12 protein-coding genes and 2 pseudogenes are annotated in these 19,698 nt (G+C 51.8%); 6 read left to right on the top strand and 8 right to left on the bottom strand.

Features of this window, described 5'->3' with window-relative positions:
- Positions 1-5 precede the first annotated feature (5 nt).
- The gene (ppc, locus tag ACXM2N_RS06405; RefSeq protein WP_458487020.1) at positions 6-2,783 is read left to right on the top strand and encodes a phosphoenolpyruvate carboxylase; all 2,778 of its coding nucleotides are present in this window, start codon (positions 6-8) and stop codon (positions 2,781-2,783) included.
- A 132-nt stretch (positions 2,784-2,915) separates the two neighbouring features.
- Positions 2,916-3,149, top strand: a complete 234-nt coding sequence (gene secG / locus ACXM2N_RS06400) for a preprotein translocase subunit SecG (RefSeq protein ID WP_458487018.1) — start codon at positions 2,916-2,918, stop codon at positions 3,147-3,149.
- Between the two features lie 98 nt (positions 3,150-3,247).
- Here the strand turns inward: secG and tal are convergent, their stop codons facing one another.
- Entirely contained in the window at positions 3,248-4,330 is a 1,083-nt protein-coding gene (tal, locus tag ACXM2N_RS06395) for a transaldolase (protein ID WP_458487016.1), read from the bottom strand.
- 173 nt (positions 4,331-4,503) lie between these two features.
- The gene (tkt, locus tag ACXM2N_RS06390) at positions 4,504-6,594 is read right to left on the bottom strand and encodes a transketolase (RefSeq protein ID WP_458487014.1); all 2,091 of its coding nucleotides are present in this window, start codon (positions 6,592-6,594) and stop codon (positions 4,504-4,506) included.
- Positions 6,595-7,033: 439 nt separating this feature from the next.
- On the opposite strand from tkt, the gene ACXM2N_RS06385 reads away from it, so the two are divergent.
- The gene (locus ACXM2N_RS06385; RefSeq protein ID WP_458487012.1) at positions 7,034-7,966 is read left to right on the top strand and encodes a heme o synthase; all 933 of its coding nucleotides are present in this window, start codon (positions 7,034-7,036) and stop codon (positions 7,964-7,966) included.
- 325 nt (positions 7,967-8,291) lie between these two features.
- Here the strand turns inward: ACXM2N_RS06385 and ACXM2N_RS06380 are convergent.
- Both ACXM2N_RS06380 and ACXM2N_RS06375 read right to left on the bottom strand, forming a co-directional pair.
- A pseudogene (locus ACXM2N_RS06380) lies at positions 8,292-9,586 on the bottom strand (IS256 family transposase).
- A 452-nt stretch (positions 9,587-10,038) separates the two neighbouring features.
- Positions 10,039-10,593 (bottom strand): hypothetical protein, encoded by a 555-nt coding sequence (locus ACXM2N_RS06375; RefSeq protein ID WP_458487010.1) that lies wholly within the window; start codon positions 10,591-10,593, stop codon positions 10,039-10,041.
- A 345-nt stretch (positions 10,594-10,938) separates the two neighbouring features.
- Here ACXM2N_RS06375 and istB point away from each other — a divergent pair.
- A pseudogene (gene istB, locus ACXM2N_RS06370) lies at positions 10,939-11,735 on the top strand (IS21-like element helper ATPase IstB).
- Between the two features lie 631 nt (positions 11,736-12,366).
- Here istB and ACXM2N_RS06365 read toward each other — a convergent pair.
- The 4 genes from ACXM2N_RS06365 to mptB all read right to left on the bottom strand — a co-directional run bounded on the left by ACXM2N_RS06365 (position 12,367) and on the right by mptB (position 17,050).
- Positions 12,367-13,320, bottom strand: a complete 954-nt coding sequence (locus ACXM2N_RS06365; RefSeq protein WP_458491048.1) for a COX15/CtaA family protein — start codon at positions 13,318-13,320, stop codon at positions 12,367-12,369.
- A 224-nt stretch (positions 13,321-13,544) separates the two neighbouring features.
- Positions 13,545-14,336, bottom strand: coding sequence for an ABC transporter permease (locus ACXM2N_RS06360; RefSeq protein ID WP_458487008.1), 792 nt, complete (start codon positions 14,334-14,336; stop codon positions 13,545-13,547).
- A 13-nt stretch (positions 14,337-14,349) separates the two neighbouring features.
- Entirely contained in the window at positions 14,350-15,282 is a 933-nt protein-coding gene (locus tag ACXM2N_RS06355) for an ABC transporter ATP-binding protein (RefSeq protein ID WP_458487006.1), read from the bottom strand.
- A 43-nt stretch (positions 15,283-15,325) separates the two neighbouring features.
- The gene (gene mptB / locus ACXM2N_RS06350) at positions 15,326-17,050 is read right to left on the bottom strand and encodes a polyprenol phosphomannose-dependent alpha 1,6 mannosyltransferase MptB (RefSeq protein ID WP_458487004.1); all 1,725 of its coding nucleotides are present in this window, start codon (positions 17,048-17,050) and stop codon (positions 15,326-15,328) included.
- 453 nt (positions 17,051-17,503) lie between these two features.
- Between mptB and ACXM2N_RS06345 the strand changes: the two genes are divergently transcribed.
- The gene (locus tag ACXM2N_RS06345; protein WP_458487002.1) at positions 17,504-18,256 is read left to right on the top strand and encodes a helix-turn-helix transcriptional regulator; all 753 of its coding nucleotides are present in this window, start codon (positions 17,504-17,506) and stop codon (positions 18,254-18,256) included.
- Complete coding sequence (gene sufB / locus ACXM2N_RS06340) at positions 18,253-19,698, top strand: Fe-S cluster assembly protein SufB (protein WP_458487000.1); 1,446 nt, start codon at positions 18,253-18,255, stop codon at positions 19,696-19,698. Before ACXM2N_RS06345 ends, sufB begins: the two co-directional genes overlap by 4 nt.

The following is a 19,698-nucleotide window of genomic DNA, read 5'->3' as shown; positions in this document are numbered from 1 at the left end:
GAAAAATGCAGATCGATGATTCCTTGGCAATAGTCCAAGATGACATCCGTTACTTAGGCGCGCTTCTAGGCAACGTGATTCGCGATCAAGAAGGCGAAGACGTATTTAATGATGTTGAAAGCGCCCGCCAGATGGCATTCAAGGTTGCCAAGGGCGAGGCGAAGATGGAGGATCTAGCTACGATGCTAGATACCCTGAGCAATCAGGAATCCAATCACGTAGCTCGGTCCTTCAGCCACTTTGCACTGCTTGCCAATCTGGTAGAAGACATGGCTGATGCACGAAAACGTGTTAAGGATCTTGAGGCTGGCAAACCTGCATCGGAAGCCAGCTTGGAACATACGTGGTCATTGCTTAAAGAGCACGGTACGGAAACCGAGGCAGTCAGGGAGGTAGTGTCGCGTGCTGAGATCGCTCCAGTCCTGACCGCTCATCCTACTGAAACCCGTCGGCGCACGGTGTTCGATGCGCAGGAAAATATCACTGCGCTGATGAAGCGACGCCGGATTATCCTCAACGCTGATGAAAATGCTCTTACCAAGTCTCGCTTAGATAAGGTTGAGCGCGAGATCCTGCGTTATCTCACCATTCTCTGGCAGACAGCCCTGATTCGTGTTGCTCGCCCTCGTATTGAAGACGAGATCGAAGTTGGATTGCGCTATTACAATCTCAGCTTGCTTAAAGCTATTCCCCGCATCAACGCAAAGGTCCTCGATGGGGCGAAGGAGAACTATGGGATCGACTCCATTTCTAACGCAGCCATCAAGCCTGGTTCCTGGATCGGCGGAGATCACGACGGCAATCCTTTCGTAACTGCTGATACCCTTCACTACGCAACCAGCCGCGCCGCGGAGACTGTCCTCAAGTACTACGTTGAATGCGTTCACGAACTGGAAAGTGAACTCAGTCTTTCGGACCGTATGACAAGCGTTACTGCTGAGCTGGAAGAGCTCGCAGACCGAGGCTTAAACGATGTTCCTAGTCGCGTGGACGAGCCATACCGCCGCGCTATTCACGGTATCCGTGGCCGTCTCATGTCGACCATCGCACGAAAGATTGGAGATTCCAGCGTAGTAGGTGAGTGGTACAAGGAGCACGATCCTTATGAATCCCCAGAACAATTCCTGGCGGACCTAGACATCGTTGACGCTTCTTTGCGTAATAGCCATGACGAGCTTTTGGCAGATGATCGCTTGAGGGATCTTCGTTCTGCCGTTCAAGCCTTTGGTTTCCACCTTTACTCAATGGACTTGCGTCAGAATTCTGAGAGCTTTGAGGACATTCTCACGGAACTCTTTTCCGCGGCTCATGTCCACAGCGACTATCGCAACGCCAGTGAGGAAGAAAAGATTGAAATCCTTACAGCTGAGCTTGCTAGCCCGCGCCCGCTAATACCCAAACGGGGTCTCAACTTTAGCGAAGCGACTCAGCGCGAACTGGACCTCATTGCAGAAGCCAAAAGAGCAGTGGATGCCTTTGGCCCACGTATGATTCCACACATCATTGTGTCCATGTGCCAGTCCGTTTCAGACATCTTGGAGCCAATGATCCTCCTTAAGGAATTCGGTTTGATTGAGGCTAACGGTGAGAAGCCAACTGGCCACATGGATGTGGCGCCTCTATTTGAAACTATCGAAGACCTGGAAAACGGGGCGCAGATCCTTCAGGACCTCCTTGAGGTTCCTTCGTACCGTAATTACCTCCAGCAGCGCGGAGACTTGCAGGAGATCATGTTGGGATACTCTGATTCCAACAAGGATGGTGGCTATTTCGCCGCTAACTGGGCTCTATACGCTGCAGAAACAGATCTCGTAAAGTGGAGCGAACGTAACAATATCGAAATACGCTTGTTCCACGGACGCGGTGGAACTGTAGGTCGAGGTGGCGGTCCCTCCTACGACGCTATTTTGGCTCAGCCCCATGGTGCGGTGGACGCTACGGTACGTATCACCGAGCAGGGTGAAATCATCTCTGCTAAATACGGAACAATGCCTTCTGCTTTGCGCAACCTAGAAGCTCTAGTAGCTGCCACCATGGAGGCTACATTGCTACCCGTTGATGCTCTCGATGAAGATCGCCATGAGGCCTACGAGATCATGAGCGTGTTAGCTAAGACAAGCCAGCGCAAGTATTCCGAGTTGATGCACGAAGACCCAGGATTTATTGAGTACTTCACCTCTTCGACGCCACTCGCGGAAATCGGCGCACTGAACATTGGATCTCGGCCAAGTTCACGTAAGCAAACCAAGACTATTTCCGATTTGCGTGCTATTCCGTGGGTTCTAAGCTGGTCCCAGTCCCGTGTAATGTTGCCAGGTTGGTACGGCATGGGTACAGCGTTAGCTGATTGGATCGGTGAAGGCGAGGATTCTGGTAGAAAGCTGGATCAGCTCCGCGATCTTCACAACAACTGGCCTTTCTTTAAATCTGTTCTATCAAACATGGCACAGGTGATGAGCAAGGTTGAGCTGAAACTAGCCGAAATGTACTCCCATTTGGTTGAAGATCGGGAAGTAGCCGAACGCATTTACGGAGCGATCCGTGAAGAGTATGAGCTAACCAAGAGCATGTATCTGAAGATAACTGGGTTCGAAGGGTTACTCGATGATAATCCACGGTTGGAGCGTTCAGTTAGGTCGAGGTTCCCTTACTTACTGCCCCTAAACGTCATTCAGATTGCAATGTTGCGTAAGTTCCGTGCTGGTGATGAAGACCGCCTAGTCGGACAGAATATTCGGTTGACGATGAACGGTCTATCCACCGCTTTGCGTAACTCCGGCTAGAGGGGTACCTCCCGAGATAGCCCGTGGCAGTTATCTGAATAGGGCAAAAGTCGTGTATAGTCTGCACGGAGTAACACTGTGTTGGCTATACACACTCAGAATTTTTACAACGTAACTTACATAAGGATTACCATGGCACTCGCACTGCAGATCGTACTGGTCATCGCATCGATCATCATGACCCTCTTCGTGCTGCTGCACCGCGGTAAGGGTGGTGGCCTCTCGAGCCTCTTTGGCGGCGGCGTTCAGTCAAACCTTTCCGGTTCAACCGTTGTGGAGAAAAACCTCGACCGTGTAACCATTTTCGCTGGTTTGATCTGGCTGGCGTGCATTATTGGTCTAAACCTGATTCAGGCATACGCTTAATAAGGCGACAACAAGAGCCCAACCGTTTGCGGTTGGGCTCTTGTTTTCGTAGGAGAAGAGGACCTAGTTCTTTGAACTAGGTCCTTAGTTTTTAACGTTTAAGCTAGGCGCTCGCGCATTGATTCGAGGAGGTCCTCCCAGGCCTGAACGAACTTATCTACGCCCTCTTTCTCCAGCTTTGCGAATACATCACCGAAATCGACGCCCACAGCGCTGATTGCTTCAAAGACCTTTTCAGCCTCTTCGCTGGTGCCGCTGAGAGTATCACCGTTGACGTCATCAGCTTCGAGCAGTGCGTCGATGGTGGCTTCCGGCATGGTGTTGACCGTGTTAGGGCCTGCCAGCTCGGAAACGTACAGGGTAGGAGAGTAGTCAGGGTTCTTCACGCCCGTGGAAGCCCACAGTGGACGCTGCAGATTAGCGCCGTCAGGAAGATCTGCATCGGCGAACATATCCTTGAAAACTTGGTAAGCACGACGAGCGTTAGCTACTCCTGCCTTACCGCGCAGGGAGAGCGCATCTTCAGTGCCAATAGCTTCCAGGCGCTGATCTACTTCCGTGTCCAGTCGAGAGACAAAGAAGGAAGCTACAGAGTGAATCTTGGATACATCGTGGCCGTTTTGGGCTGCGCGGTTGATTCCATCAATGTAGGCCAAGATAACTTCACGGTAGCGGGCAACAGAGAAGATGAGGGTGACGTTAACGCTGATGCCGTCTGCAAGAGCGTCGGTGATTGCAGGCAAGGAGCCAGGAGTAGCCGGAATCTTGATCATCAAATTAGGGCGATCAATCTTCTTCCATAGCTCACGAGCTTGAGTGATGGTAGCGTCACGATCCTCAGAGAATCGTGGATCGACTTCGATGGAAACGCGACCATCGTAACCGTTGCTTTCGACGTATGCGTCTGCGAGGATATCGCAAGCGTCACGTACATCGTCAATGCTCATGGCGTAGACAGCCTCATCAACGGAGGCGCCTTCAGACTTCAGCTTCGCAATCTGTTCATCGTAGTCGTTGCCCTTGCTCATAGCACCAGCAAAGATAGCTGGGTTGGTGGTTACGCCGACGATGGACTTGGAGGTTAGCAGCTCCTTTAAGTTGCCAGACACCAGACGTTGGCGGGACAAGTCATCCAACCAGGTTGATGTTCCGACCTTGGCCAAGGAATCTACTGCATTCATATAAAAAGACCACTTTCTATTAGTGAATTCTTCGGGATGAGACACCGTTAGTGACTCCATTGTTTACCCCTAATGAGCCTAGCGCATTATCCACAATGACGTATTTAATGCGCCGGTATATGTATACAACAAAAGGGCCCGCATGATGTTCATGCGGGCCCTGGTTTGACGGATTAAGCGTTCAGAGACTCTTTTGCTGCTGCGATTACAGCGTCCGTGGTAATTCCGAACTCATCAAACAGCTTCTGGTATGGTGCGGATGCGCCGAAGTGCTCGAGAGAAACTGCACGACCTCGGGTACCAAGTAGCTGGTACCAAGGCATTGCGATACCAGCCTCAACAGAAACACGCGCGGTGACTGCTGCTGGGAGGATTTCCTCGCGGTAAGCCTCGTCTTGCTCAAGGAACCAATCCAAGCAAGGCACAGAAACAACTCGCGCGGCGGTGCCCTCTTCTTCGAGCTTCTTAGCTGCTTCCACAGCCAACTGAACTTCTGATCCGGTGGCCATCAGGATTACGTCAGGGGTCTGCTTAGAGCCCTCTACCAGTACGTAAGCGCCACGAACGACACCTTCGGTAGCCTTCTCCTTGGTACCCTCTAGAACAGGAACGTTCTGGCGGGTCAATGCCAATCCCTTAGGTCCTTCTTTGTACATGATGGCTGCACGCCAAGCGGCGATGGTCTCGTTTGCATCCGCTGGGCGAACGATAGACAGGCCTGGGATGGCGCGCAGGGCAGCAAGCTGCTCAACTGGTTGGTGGGTTGGGCCGTCTTCACCAAGACCAATGGAGTCATGGGTCCAGACGTAGTAAGCCTCAGTCTCCATGAGGGCTGCCAAACGAACAGCTGGACGCATGTATTCGGAGAAGATCAGGAAGGTGCCACCGTAAGGGCGGGTGCCACCATGAAGTGCGATTCCGTTCATAATGGAGCCCATTGCGTGCTCACGGATGCCGAAGTGCATGTTTCGACCGTGTGGGTGAGCGGTCCAGGTTTCAGTGGTGATTTCCTCTGGGCCAAAGGACTTCTCGCCCTTGATAATGGTGTTGTTGGAACCAGCGAGGTCAGCAGAACCGCCCCACAGTTCAGGGAGTGTCTTGCCGAATGCCTGCAGTGCTGCTTCGGAAGCCTTACGGGTAGCAACAGACTCACCAGGTTCGAATGTAGGAGCTTCCGCATCCCAACCCTCTGGAAGCTTGCGGTCACGCAGGCGCTCGAAGAGCTCCTTGTGCTCAGGGTACTTGGTAGCCCACGCGTCGTACTTCTTATCCCACTCCGCACGAACTTTCTTTGCGCGCTCGCCGAGTTTACGGGTGTGTTCGATCACTGCGTCATCGACGTCGAAGTGCTTTGCAGGATCAAATCCGATGGCTTCCTTGGTTGCTGCGACCTCGTCCTCACCAAGCGCAGCGCCGTGTACCGAACCGGAATTCATCTTGTTAGGGGCTGGGTAACCGATGATAGTGCGTACACGGATGAAGGTTGGGCGAGTGGTGTCAGCCTTAGCTTCCTCTACTGCTTTCTCGAAGGCAACGATGTCCTCGCCACCTTCGATCTCAATAACCTGCCAACCGTAAGCCTTGTAGCGTGCAACTACATCCTCGTTGAACGCGATATCGGTCTGCTCTTCAATGGAGATACGGTTGTCATCCCAGAAGACGATCAGGTTGCCCAACTTGTGGGTGCCCGCAAGCGAGGAAGCCTCGGAGGTAACGCCTTCCTGGAGATCGCCGTCGGAAGCGATTACGTAGATGTTGTGATCGAATGGAGACTCGCCTGCAGGGGTCTCTGGATCGAAGAGTGCGCGTTCGCGGCGAGCAGCCATTGCCATGCCAACTGCAGAAGCCAAACCTTGGCCGAGTGGGCCGGTTGTAATTTCGACACCCTTGGTGTGGCGGTACTCAGGGTGGCCAGGAGTCAGGGAACCCCAGGTGCGCAGAGCCTTTAGATCGTCCAACTCGAGGCCAAAGCCACCCAAGTACAGCTGAATGTATTGGGTCAAGGAGCTGTGGCCACATGACAATACGAAACGGTCGCGGCCCGCCCACATATCATCGTTCGGATCGAGAGTCATGACGCGCTGGTACAGGGTGTACGCCAGTGGTGCCAGGGACATCGCGGTGCCTGGGTGGCCGGAGCCGCACTTCTGAACTGCATCAGCAGCCAAGATGCGAGCGGTGTTTACAGCCTTGGTGTCTACCTCGGTCCAATCCGCTGGGTAGTTAGGGGTAGTAAGAGCCTGAAGCTCAGGAGTCAAAGTCACGAAATTCCGTCCTTGAATAACTGTGGTCTTTTCTGGTGATGTTTAGTGGCAGGTCTATTGCCACAACCAGATGCTTCCTTTGAACATTCTACGTCTACTTGTCATCTTATGGCGATCTCACCGCGATGTAGCGACCACTTATTAATAATCGATTTCTTCCAGTTTTCCTAGTTAGAAGTTGTGAGTGGGGTTGGGAGTGTCTAAATTGGGATCGCCACTCTAAGGGGATAACATGGGGGAGCTTAAGAATTAGATGTCGATTGTTAGAGTTTTGCTTTAGCTTTTCTCATCACTACCATGAAGGTATTGTTCAAACTTTTGTTTAGTCCGTTGGAACTTTCGATTGGTTTGAACCGACTATTGTCTGTAAGCGTATATGCACCTGCTGGAATTACTTCCCGCGGGCTGAAAAAGAAAAATAGTAACTGGAGGAAATTCCTTGGATGTAATCAAGGCTTACATAGCATTGACCAAGCCACGGGTTATTGAGCTTCTTCTCGTTGCTACGATTCCGGCGATGCTTCAAGCCGAGCGTGGGGAATCTAACATTCTGCTCATCCTGCTAACCGTTATCGGTGGTTGGATGGGGGCTGCTGCCGCTAACACATTCAATATGGTTGCAGATTCCGACATCGACCAGAAGATGGGACGCACTCGCGCTCGTCCACTTGTCCGCCACACTGTCACAAACAAACAGGCAACTATCTTTGCATGGGCTCTGACCGTAATAAGTTTCCTGTGGCTCTGGTTGCTGTGCAATTCCCTCCTCGCTGCGTTGTTCGTTATGGCCACCATCGCTTTTTACATCTTCGTTTACACGAAGGTATTAAAGCGTCGTACGCATATGAATATCGTGTGGGGCGGTGCTGCTGGTTGCATGCCGGTTGTAGTTGGTTGGGCCGTTATTACTGATAACCTCCCTGAGGGCGTTCCACATCAGTGGTGGCAGGCAATCGTGCTCTTCCTTATCATTTTCTTCTGGACTCCACCCCATACTTGGGCGCTTGCAATGAAGTACAAAGATGATTACGCCCGAGCTGGTGTGCCTATGCTACCCGTAGTGCGCAAGCCTCATGAAGTAACTCATCAAATTGTTTGGTATACGGTAGCTACCGTCATTGTCACTTTCCTCCTGATTCCAGCAGCAGGGTGGGTCTACGCCGCAACTGCGATTATCACCGGTGTTTGGTTCCTCATCATGGCTGTAAAACTTCACAAGGGCGTGAAGGATGGAGCAAAGGTGAAACCGCTTAAGCTGTTCATTCTTTCGAACAATTACCTTGCAGCTCTGTTTATTGGTCTTTCCGTAGACGCGCTATTGAACCTAGAAACCATCGGCTCGATGCTTGGATGGAGCGCAACGCTCTTCTAATCCACACTCCGCACCTGATCTTGGCCATCCCATTTCCGGGGTGGCTTCTTCCATGTAGAAACCATCTGAGAAGCACTTACTATAGAGGAAAACCCTCCAAGTTCCAGATAACGAGTTTCCTACAAGTTCTTACAGCTGAGCCTGTTCACGTGCTGCTGGAGTACTAATTTTCCGCTTGAAGGATGGGCGTTGAATTGGCTCTTGAACCCGTACCACCGTTTGCAAATCGAGGGCGGTGTCTGGCAGGGAGGAGAGTATCCGATAGTTTGTGTGCGGGGTTGGTTTACGCGTAGTCCGCGAATCGGTCTGGGTATGCCACAGCTAGTTAGTTGACGGCTTGTTTCCAGCCATTGGCCTTCGCTCCTTGAACATACCCGTTGCACTCAACGGCGCGCTCGGCTTGCTTCGCGCGTTTGGCAGCGCGTTTGTCTTCGATGTTGCACATCATCAGCCAAAGCGTCTTCAGTGCTGCTGTATCGTTCGGGAACCGGCCCCGGTTTCGGGTAGCTTTGCGCAGCTCAGCATTGAGTGACTCGATCGAATTCGTGGTGTACAACACCTTGCGCGCCGCTGGCGGGAACTGCAGAAACGGCACGAACCGTTCCCACGCATCACGCCAGACCTTCACCGACTGCGGATACTTCTGGCCAAGCTCAGAGGTTTCGAACGCATCTAAGCTGGCACGGGCGGTATCTTCGTTTGCGGCCGTGTAGATCGCACGTAGCGCGCTGGAGACGGGTTTTCGCTCCTGATAGGACCCACCGGTTCGCCGCCCTGATCAGGTGCACGATGCAGGTCTGCACCATCGAATTTGGCCAGGTTGCCTCCACGGCTTCCGGTAGGCCTTTAAGCCCATCACAGCAGACGATGAAGACATCCTGGACGCCACGGTTGGCTAGATCTGCGCACACAGATGCCCACAAGGCGGCACCTTCATTATCAGCAATCCACAAGCCCAGGATCTGCTTGATACCGTCCATGTCGATGCCCACCGCCATGTAGCACGCCTTGTTGACTACACGGTGGCCATCGCGGATCTTCACGCGTAGCGCATCAAGGAAGATTACTGGGTAGAACTCGTCGAGCTGACGGTTCTGCCAGATCATGACCACGTCTAAGACGACATCGGTAATCGTGCTGATCGTATCCGGGCTCATATCTACCCCAGGGTGGACCCAAGATGGTGCTGAATATCACGCACTGTCATCCCACCGGCGTACGGCGAGATGATCATGTCATCGAGCTCTGTCAGCCGGCGTGAGCCCTTGGGCACCATCTGGGGAGTAAACGTGCCGGAATGATCCCTGGGCACGGTCCTTCCAACGCGCCGTGCCCAGAATTGACGGTCTTGGTGTACGACTCGTTGCGGTGGTTACTACCCTGTGTTGGTTAAACCTGGGCCTTCATCTTCCGGTCGGAATGACCGTAGCCCAAATGGGCATCCATTTCCGCCTGCAGACCAGCGTTAATCGACGCCTGCAACAGGCCTTTGACCAGGTCGCTGGCGTCATCGGTGGACGTCGATAACCCGCCAATCAGCTTGGCGAGCTCAGGATTTTCCATCAGCTTCTCGCTGATCTCGGTGACCTTGTCCTGGTCATGGTTTTTCTTCGTTGTCACCGTTGTCGTTATCGGTGAAACTCCTTTTTGGATCAGAGCCTCACACACAAATTTCCTGACATCCTCTACGGAAACAGGTTTAGCCGGAAAACCCATCAGCACACCGTAAATTGTTACCCCTTTGAGGGTAACAGTTTTTACTAGGCTTTTACTTTACCGCTCTGCTTAGCTGTCTGTAGAATTCCGGCTTTTCTGGATTTCGTGAATTTTACGAACGGCTATGACAGTCGTTACTAGCCAAGCTAAACCAATCACTACGGTCGCATACGAAAATTCAGACGCAAGAATTCCTCCCAAACCTATACAAACAAGAATGAAGCTCGCGACTGCTAAAGTCATGTCCCTTTTCTGCTGGGCAGTCATCGTTTCACATCCAATTCCGAAATTAGAGATTTAAAAAGATATCGTGCAAATTAGAGATTTAAAAAGATATCGTAAAGGTATCTTTGAGGTTAACTCTTACCGATCGTAGCGCACTCATACGAGGCCATCGCCGCAGTGCCGCCCGCTACCGCAAATGCCGGCCACGCACTTACGTCACCCGTCAGAGGGATACTTGCTATCGAGCCAATTGTTGCGATTGTACCAAAGACGCATCCAGCCACGCCTTGAGTAACAACAGGAACACGTACTCCTTCGACAAGTGAATTAGAATAGGAAGCTGTGATGATTTTACCATCAATCCTGTAAGAGACTTGGTCTACTGAGCCGTCAGAAAGCGGGGACGATGATCGAAGCTTTACTTCGCTGCCGTCTTTATTGGCGATAGTGATAGAACCATCGTTATTTTCAGTGATAGTTCCATTTTCCACGGAAAATACCATGCCATTGTTGGTTGCTTTTTTGATATGGACTTTTGTGAAGGTCTCATTCACAACTTTTACTGTGGCATGAGTGGTTAGATCGCTAGCGTTGGCGGTAAAAGCTTCCGGTCCACAAATGACGCCAGAAGTGACGACAGTTGAAATTAGTGCAGCCGTTAGAGCCGCGTTTTTACCTAGGAGCATCTGAGAACCTTCCGGGCTGGTAGTGGACAACTTCAGATGATGCTGGTAGTGGACAACTTCAGAAGATACCGTCGACGCCAGGTTATGGCAAGGGTATTTGTTCTTTGATTAGATTGATTGTGTATGGGGGAATAGGGGTGTCATCACCGATAGCGCTGGAGTTATTGTTGCCGATCACCAGCGGGTGTGGGGGTAAAACGTCACAGTAACCGATCCTGACCATCAACGCTTGGCTAAACAGATGCGTCAAAGCTTGGCAGCGCCGAAACCACGAGCGTGCGATATTGCTGTTGAAGCTGCTGACTTGAGTATCTACGACAAGATTGCAGGATGGGAGCAGTCAGCATGACGACTAAAGATCATCGCCAGATTGATTCTGAGTTATCCCACATTTCCAAGGTGTTAAAAGCTCCTCGTATTCGCGCTACCTATTTCGAAACCGCCGAACAAGCTCGTGAAGATGGGTGGAGCTTTGAAGGGTAATTAGCTGCGGTGTTATCTGTTGAAACTTCTGCCCGACAAGAATCCGGAGCCAATGCACGAATCAAGCGAGCAGGGTTTGCTCAGGTGAAGACGATTGAAGAATTCGATTTCACCATCCCACCCAGCATCGACCGGGCAAAAATTGCGCGCCTAGAAACCTCAGCATGGATAAGCCAGGCAAACAATGTCATCTTCCTCGGCCCACCTGGTACCGGCAAGACCCACTTAGCAATTGGACTAGGAGTAATCGCTGCCAGGCAGGGCTACAGGGTTTTGTTTGACACCGCTGCTGGCTGGGTGCAGAAACTTACCCAGGCGCATGACCGGGGAAACTGCCAAAACTGCTGACCAAGCTGGGGCGCTACGATCTTCTTGTCGTCGATGAAGTCGGATACATTCCCATCGAGGCTGAAGCGGCCAACCTGTTTTTTCAATTGGTATCAACCAGGTATGAGAAAGCGTCGCTGATTATGACTTCGAATCTGCCGTTTTCGCGATGGGGTGAATGCTTCGGTGACCAAACAATCGCCGCAGCCATGATCGACCGCGTAGTCCACCACGCAGAGATTCTCACACACAAGGGAACCAGTTACCGCATCAACGGTCACGAAGATATCCTGCCTTCCGTAAACGCAGAACGCGGCAAAGCACTAAAGTAAACCACAAGCACAATTGGGCTACTTTTCCACCGTCAGAAGTGGGCTACTTTTCGACCGTCGCTGACAGGCATATGTTCATCTAGCTAAAGGGAGAAGTTTCGCTCAACGGAAATTACGAATGTGCCTAGGATGTCAAGGAAATAATCGCTCTTTTAACGGATAAAGTTTGTATCCCAGAATCTTAAGCATGGAACGGCGGTGTGGCTGCATCAAGAACACTCTGCAGAATCAATAGGAGCCACCGGGTGGGATAAATAATGCCACTTGCATATAGCGTCTTGGAATGGACCTGTTTACGGAAGCCAGATGTACGCTTGTCTTGATCAGGCGTCATCATCAAGACGGCTTCCACGCTTGATTAGGTCACGGTGGATCCTTCTTTAATAACCTCTGATCGACACCTAAAAGCTGGGGAGGACGCGATGAGCAGATTTTGTGCCTCCAGCCGTGATTGTGCACTAATTCAACAGCTGAGGCGGCACAGGCGCATTGAAGGCCGGACTGTCAGCATTACTCGGTTTCCCGGACGTCTCGTGATCAAATTTGACGTGAATTACTCTTTAATTACGTGGGTGCGGCAAATAAAGAGAGACCGTAGGTTTGTACGGTCTCAGAAAAACTAGCGAATCTACTATGCGGACTGCTTTTCCTTCAGAATAGTCTCACGCTTTCTGTCGCCTTCCACTGATCCAGTAACCAGATTGGAGCCACCCTCGCGAACGAGTCCAGTGGACCACAGTAGGGAGCTGAAAGCCACAACGAACGAGCAAAGACCAATGTGGATTGGCACTGTCCAGCGTGGGACGCCTAAGCGGTACTGCATAATGCCAACGCCGGCTTGGATGATGATGAAGAGCAGCAACACAAGCCCGAAACGCTTGCTCTTAGGCGGCGCTTGCATCAGGTATAGGGAAGCGACAAGGAGGATGGTGAGCGCCAAGTAGCCGTACATGGTGTAGGCGTGAACGTGGGCGATCCAGTCAATGTCAACATCCAATCGGCCTTCCAGACCTGCTAGGTCGTCACCAGCGTGAGGCCCTGCACCGGTCACCATCGTTCCAGTAATCAGTACGGCTACCAAAAGCAGTGCGGATACAGCAGCGAGGGCGCGCAGTGAGGAATCGAAAGGTCGCTTTTGTACGCCATCGTCGTCTTCACCAATGCGCATGAAGAGTATTGCTGCAAGCCAAACCAAAATCATGGACGGAAGGAAGTGTAGTGCCACGACCCACCACTTAAGATCCATCCAGACGGAAATACCTCCGATAACGGCTTGGACGATGATGCCGAGGCCTTGGATGACGGTGTGAACGACAATTTCCTTGCGTCGCGCTGCAGCAATGACAGAAACGAACAGGGCGATCACCACGGCCACTAATACGAAGGTGAGCAGGCGGTTGCCAAACTCAATAGCCTGGTGGATAGCTGGCGCAGCTCCAGCAACTGGGGTGAAAGAACCCGGGTGGCATTGCGGCCAGGTGTCGCAGCCTAGGCCAGAGCCAGTGACACGCACGATTGAGCCGGTGACGGTGATACCGCCTTGAGCAATCAGCAGAATCAATGCGATGATGCGCTGTGTTCTCATCGTTGGAGCAAAGTTCTTTAGGATTCCGGATCTATTGTTGTCCGTTGATGCAGTAGTCACGGAAACTAACCCTACCGCGTACTTTTGAGATTATCCACGCATTTTAGGCGTGTCTGCAGTGGCGTTTGCCACGGTTTTAAGAACAACGGATGATTCGGGTTTAAACCTTTTGGCGAGCATCAAAATCCAACTAAATACCGCTCGCTCCGAATAGAGAGAAGTTCTCAATTAAAGCGGAACCACTTGGTGGCTGCGATGCCCCCAATAGCTAACCAGCCTGCAAGAATTACTATCTGACACAGCGGAACGGCTCCGCTAAGAGCAACATCAAGCCCTTCCGCTAGGGCTACGCTTGGAATCAGCTGTGTGACCAAGCTCGGATCCCCCTCGACTCGGAAGAGTACGAAAGCGGCAGCACCCACGAACGCGACCCAGATCAGGTTGGCAACTCCTAAAACCAACTCAGAGGAGAATGTTCCACCGAGCAACATACCCAGTGAAGTAAAAGCAGCTACGCCAACTAGGAATACTAACCAGCCGCCAAAGAACGAAAGAATAGACACTCTCCAACCGAGTATGAAGGATAAGCCTGTAAGCAGGACGAACTGGAGAACGCTCACGGTGACTACACCGATGATCTTTCCCACAATGATCGTCCAAGCAGGGACTCCGGATGCGCCGGTGCGCTTTAGCGCACCGTACCTGCGGTCGAAAGCCAAGGAAATCGATTGCCCTGTGAAACCGGAACTCATTGCCGCGATGGCGAGCATGAGCGGCAACGAGGTGCTTACAGGATCGGCGTCGTCGATAAGCGGAAGGAAATAAATCGCTAGCAACGCTCCGATCGGAATGATGAAACTCAAAAGCGCCTGCTCGCCGTGGCGGAGGAAAAGCTTAGCTTCGACGAATCCTTGGGAAACGAGCATACGTTGCACTGTTGCGCGCCTCGGGTTGGGTGCGAAAGTGCCTGGTGCGAAGCTGTCGGAGGGCTCGACATGACCGCGGGTGTTGTTCATCAAATCCGACCTTTCAGCTTCTGAGGTTTCGACCTGTGATGGAAAGGAATACCTGTTCCAAACTATGGTTGGTAGTGGACAAATTATTAATTTGAACACCCTGGGCTAGGGCTTCATCAGCAATTGCCGAAATTATTTGAGGCGTTGGCTCTTGCTGAAGGACATAGCTTAAAGGATGCACAGCCTTTATGTGCAGGCCTGCGCGCGCGGCACGCTCAGTTGAAAATGGCGTCGATGTAGAAAACGAAATTTCGTTCGGGGTCTTGTACCTGTCACGCAGTTCGGCAGTAGTGCCTGATGCGACGACTACACCATGGTCGATGATGACAACGTTGTCAGCTAGCGCTTCAGCTTCATCCATGAGATGGGTGGTCAAAACTACGGTTACGCCATCTGAGCGTAGATGTTCAATCATTTTCCACACTAGAAGGCGAGACTGTGCATCCATGCCTGCCGTGGGTTCATCCAAGAACACCAATTCGGGTCTACCAATGAGAGCAAGCGCTAGAGATAATCGTTGTTGTTGGCCACCAGAGAGACGGCGGTAAGTTGTCTTTTCCAAATCCTTGAGCCCAAGAATGGTCATAAGCCACTCTGGATCTAGGGGATCCTCATTGTAAGAGGCTGCGAGCCTGAGCATTTCTCCGACCCTGATGCCTGAGTAGCTGCCCCCGCCCTGGAGCATAATTCCTACGCGACGCCTGATCTCATCCGCATGGGAGTTTGGATCAAGCCCTAATACACGAACCGAGCCTGAGGTAGCTTGCGTAAAGCCTTCGCAGATTTCAATGGTTGTTGTCTTACCCGCCCCATTAGGGCCTAAGAATGCGAGAATTGTGCCGGGACTAACCGTCAAACTAATGCCGTTGACGGCAGTCTTGGAACCATACACCTTCACCAAGTCCTTGATTTCCAGTGCTGGCGTGGCGCTTTGAGTCTGACTCACTGTTGTCCTTGCGTTTAACTGAGTTTTAGGCGGTACAAATCGCTTAGTTTATCCGAGTGATATTACTTCTATTGCGTGCGACCCAAGCAATCGCCACAATGATTGCGAATGCGATAGCAGAGCCCACGTAGATACTAGCTATAGTTGCTGGCGGTAATCCTAAGCCGCGGGGCAGTACGAAAAAGGAAATTATTGTGGAGTAAACCGTCACAGTAATTCGGAAAATAGATCTGTTTGCCCACGCCGACAATGGCAGAATTGCCCACAGGGCGTACCAAGGGTGGACCACGGGGAAGCACAACACCAGTATGAATGTAGCGACACCCAATCCACCGATTGCTGAGATAGTGCCGCGGTAAGTTCCCAAAAGCATGCGGATCATAAAAGCGCCGGCCAATGCAAGAATAGCCAAGCGGGTAATGCTGAGGATAGCTTCCGTGTGGTCACCGAGGCCGAGCATCATGGAAATCGCACCAGCAATAACGCCCACTGATGTGCTCAGTGACATCCAGCTTCGAATAGTAACAGCGCCACCTTGGCCGGTGATCCATCCAAGGCCGATGCCAGTTACAAGGGTTACCACCGCAACACTGATTAAAAGAATAATGATCTGGATGAAAGCAGCCTGAACAACCGGTAGGGCTGAGGACCAGTACGTGCATTTATTTGCAGCTCTTCGCTGTCTGCGGTGATATATTGCGCGGGCGATTGCCATTCCGGTAAAACCGAGGCCGATAAAGCCTGTAACCTTTACCATGCCTGCGCAACTGATCAGGAATCCACTGGCCCCAATCCACCACCAGGAAGCCCGATCAAAGCCGTGCAGATTGATCCTATCCACGCCTCGTAGGCCGAGTTCAAGCCCCACTAGGAGTAGGCCGAGCAGAACTGATTCGTTATGGATGCCCGCTACAAGGTGAAGGATTGTCAGAGGATTAAGTACCCCCAGCCACAGAGCTGGTTGTGGCGCAACTTTGCAGCGTCTAGATAAATGGACCAATGCCCAAGCACAGGCGATGATCCCTAGTAGGGAGAGTATTCGATGTCCTAAAACGGCAAGTGCGATGTGGTCGTTGGTGATCGTACTGATGACCGCTGCTAAGCCGAGAGAGACCGGCCCATAAGGCGAAGGGGAATGGGCCCAGATGAAAGGCACACTTCGGGCTAGCTCGTTGGATGAGCCGAGGATGTCTACTGGCCCTCCGGAATAGGGATCCAACCCCTGCCGCACGATGTTGCCGTTAGCAATGTAAGAGTAAATATCTTGGGTAAACATCGGGGCTGTTGCAAGTAGTGGGAGAGTCCAGGCCAATAGGGTCCGGTTTAGCATTCCCACAGGGATGAGGGGTGTATGTCGCTGAGTCTTGAGAAATAAGGCTCCCGTATAGGGGGCAATAAGTATCCAAGCAAGCACAAGCAATCCGACACCAACAAAGCACAGCATTGTAGATGTTTGGAGCATTCGTCCCATGAAAGAGCCGAACGGGTAAGACAGGTAGGGATTCTCAACTACTGGCAGTGCACCTGCGCCTAGGCCGCCCAAAGCAAGCAGGAGTGCGCCAACGGTGCCTATAAATCGGAAGTAGGCAAACCGGGAAATAGAAGTATGGGGTAGCCGGCTGGCGTTCTTGAAGTCGGCGGGTTTAGCTGATGGTTGAGGTGAATCAGAGTCCTCTTGGTGGAGGTAAGCGGACCTTGATCCGGCGGTGCCGAAACGGGGAAGCTCGTTACGTAGCTCCCCAAATTGTTTACGCGGATCGATTTTCACAATTCATCAGTGTACTTTCATCAGCTCAAAATGACCGGCAATGGCGCGGGGCTGGCGCACGAGTTCATGGAGGTTCGCCTTCTGTGGGGCGATTTCTACTGATCGCACAAAACTAAGAGTCCGCCCCTTAATCCATGATTAAACCTATGGATAATTCTGACCAAACTAAAGTTGGATAGGTGAGCCTAAGATGGCTTCGATTGGTGTTGGTTACGGTGATCTTTGGCGTTAACAAATTAGTTAAAGGCGCAGGTAGGGAGGTTAAAATGGGGTGTTAAGGTAACCGACGTTGCCGTAGGTTATTTTCTCAACCTTTTTGTCCATCATTACACGTACTCAATTGCCAGTTTCGCGCTGGCGCGTTAGGTGGACAACGCCGAGAATTTAAGGAACACTAGTGTGGTCTAAAGGTGTACATTTGGCCGAAGAAGGTAGGAGGTGACAGAAAGAGAGATGACGTCATTCGAAGAAAAGCGCCGCGATGGCGCGAGCAAGGCGGAAACACGTTCTACAGACGGTGAGACTCGTAGACAAATTATGCAGGTCCTCCTACAGCAAGGGCCTATCACTGCCAATAACGTTGCGAAATCGCTTGGCTTGTCAGCTACTGGTATTCGCCGGCACCTAGACGTTCTCGTGCACGATGGATTCGCTGAATTGGCGCCAGTGCGCAGGATTGGCAACGACAAATCACGCGGTCGCCCAGCAAAGGCTTTCCGTTTGACGGATGCCGGCCGCGCACAGTTTGGGCACAATTACGATTCTTTGGCCGTAGCTGCTCTTCAAACCCTCAGGGAAACCGGCGGAGATGAAGCGGTCATGGCTTTTGCTAGAGCTAGGGCCAATAAGATTATCGCGAGCATTGATATTGATAAGCAGGCCTTAGATGAGAAGGATCCTGCAGCAATGCAAGACGTGGCTAAAAAAGTCGTTGACGCATTCAGTGAAAACGGTTACGCGGCCACGGTGAGTGACAATTCTGCTGGAGTTCAGATTTGTCAGCATCATTGCCCAATCTCAGGTGTGGCAGCACAATTCCCAGAATTGTGTGAAGCAGAGCACGAGGCCATTGCAGATCTTATGGGCCAGCATGTTCAGCCTTTGGCGTCCATTGCTGATGGCCATGGAATTTGCACGACAAATATCCCAATTACTCCTATTTATAGAAATACCCAACAAAGTTCCCAGGAAAGGAGCGGATCATGACTCAGGCGATGAAGGACACGCAAGCTAGCGTTCCAACCACTGATGACGAGATTATTGAGTCTATCGGCCCGTACAACTACGGTTGGCACGACTCCGATGCTGCCGGCGCAGCTGCTCGTCGCGGTCTGAATGAAGATGTCGTTCGAGATATTTCCGCGAAGAAGAATGAGCCAGAATGGATGCTGCAGCAGCGTTTGAAGGCTCTTTCTACTTTTGAGAAAAAGCCACTACCAACATGGGGCGCTGACCTCTCGGAGATTGACTTCGATAACATCAAGTACTTCGTACGCTCCACTGAGAAGCAAGCTCAGACTTGGGACGATCTTCCAGAGGACATCAAGAACACCTACGATAAGTTGGGTATTCCGGAAGCTGAGAAGCAGCGCCTCGTTGCTGGTGTAGCCGCACAATACGAGTCCGAGGTTGTTTACCACCAGATCCGAGAAGATCTAGAGGCTCAGGGCGTCATCTTCCTTGACACCGATACCGCGCTCAAGGAGCACGAAGAGCTCTTTAAGGAATACTTCGGTACCGTTATCCCAGCAGGCGACAATAAGTTTTCTGCATTGAACTCCGCTGTATGGTCCGGTGGCTCCTTCATCTACGTCCCAAAGGGTGTCCACGTCGACATTCCTCTGCAGGCCTATTTCCGCATTAATACAGAGAACATGGGTCAGTTCGAGCGAACCCTGATCATCGTTGATGAAGATGCATACGTTCACTACGTAGAAGGCTGTACAGCACCTATCTACAAGTCTGATTCGCTGCACTCCGCAGTTGTTGAGATCATTGTGAAGAAGGGCGGTCGTTGCCGTTACACCACCATTCAGAACTGGTCTAACAACGTCTACAACCTGGTAACTAAGCGCACTAAGTGCGAAGAGGGTGCAACCATGGAATGGGTCGATGGCAACATCGGTTCCAAGGTGACCATGAAGTACCCAGCTGTATGGATGACTGGTCCACACGCTAAGGGTGAGGTTCTCTCCGTAGCTTTCGCAGGCGAAGGTCAGTTCCAAGACACCGGCGCAAAGATGGTCCACATGGCACCTAACACTTCCTCCAACATCGTGTCCAAGTCTGTGGCGCGTGGCGGCGGTCGTGCAGCTTACCGAGGCCTCGTCCGTATCAATGCGAACGCGAAGCACTCCACCTCCAACGTCGAGTGTGACGCACTTCTGGTAGACAACATCTCCCGATCAGATACGTACCCTTACAATGACATCCGTAACGAGTATGTATCCCTTGGTCACGAAGCAACCGTGTCCCAGGTTTCTGAGGAGCAGCTGTTCTACCTCATGTCCCGTGGTATCGAGGAAGACGAAGCAATGGCGATGATCGTTCGTGGCTTTGTTGAGCCAATCGCCAAGGAGCTCCCAATGGAGTACGCCCTCGAACTTAACCGCCTAATTGAACTGCAGATGGAAGGATCGGTTGGTTAA

Source organism: Corynebacterium sp. ZY180755, from assembly GCF_054331495.1.
Note: the sequence above shows the minus strand (reverse complement) of the source record. Positions and strands in the feature narration are given on the sequence as shown.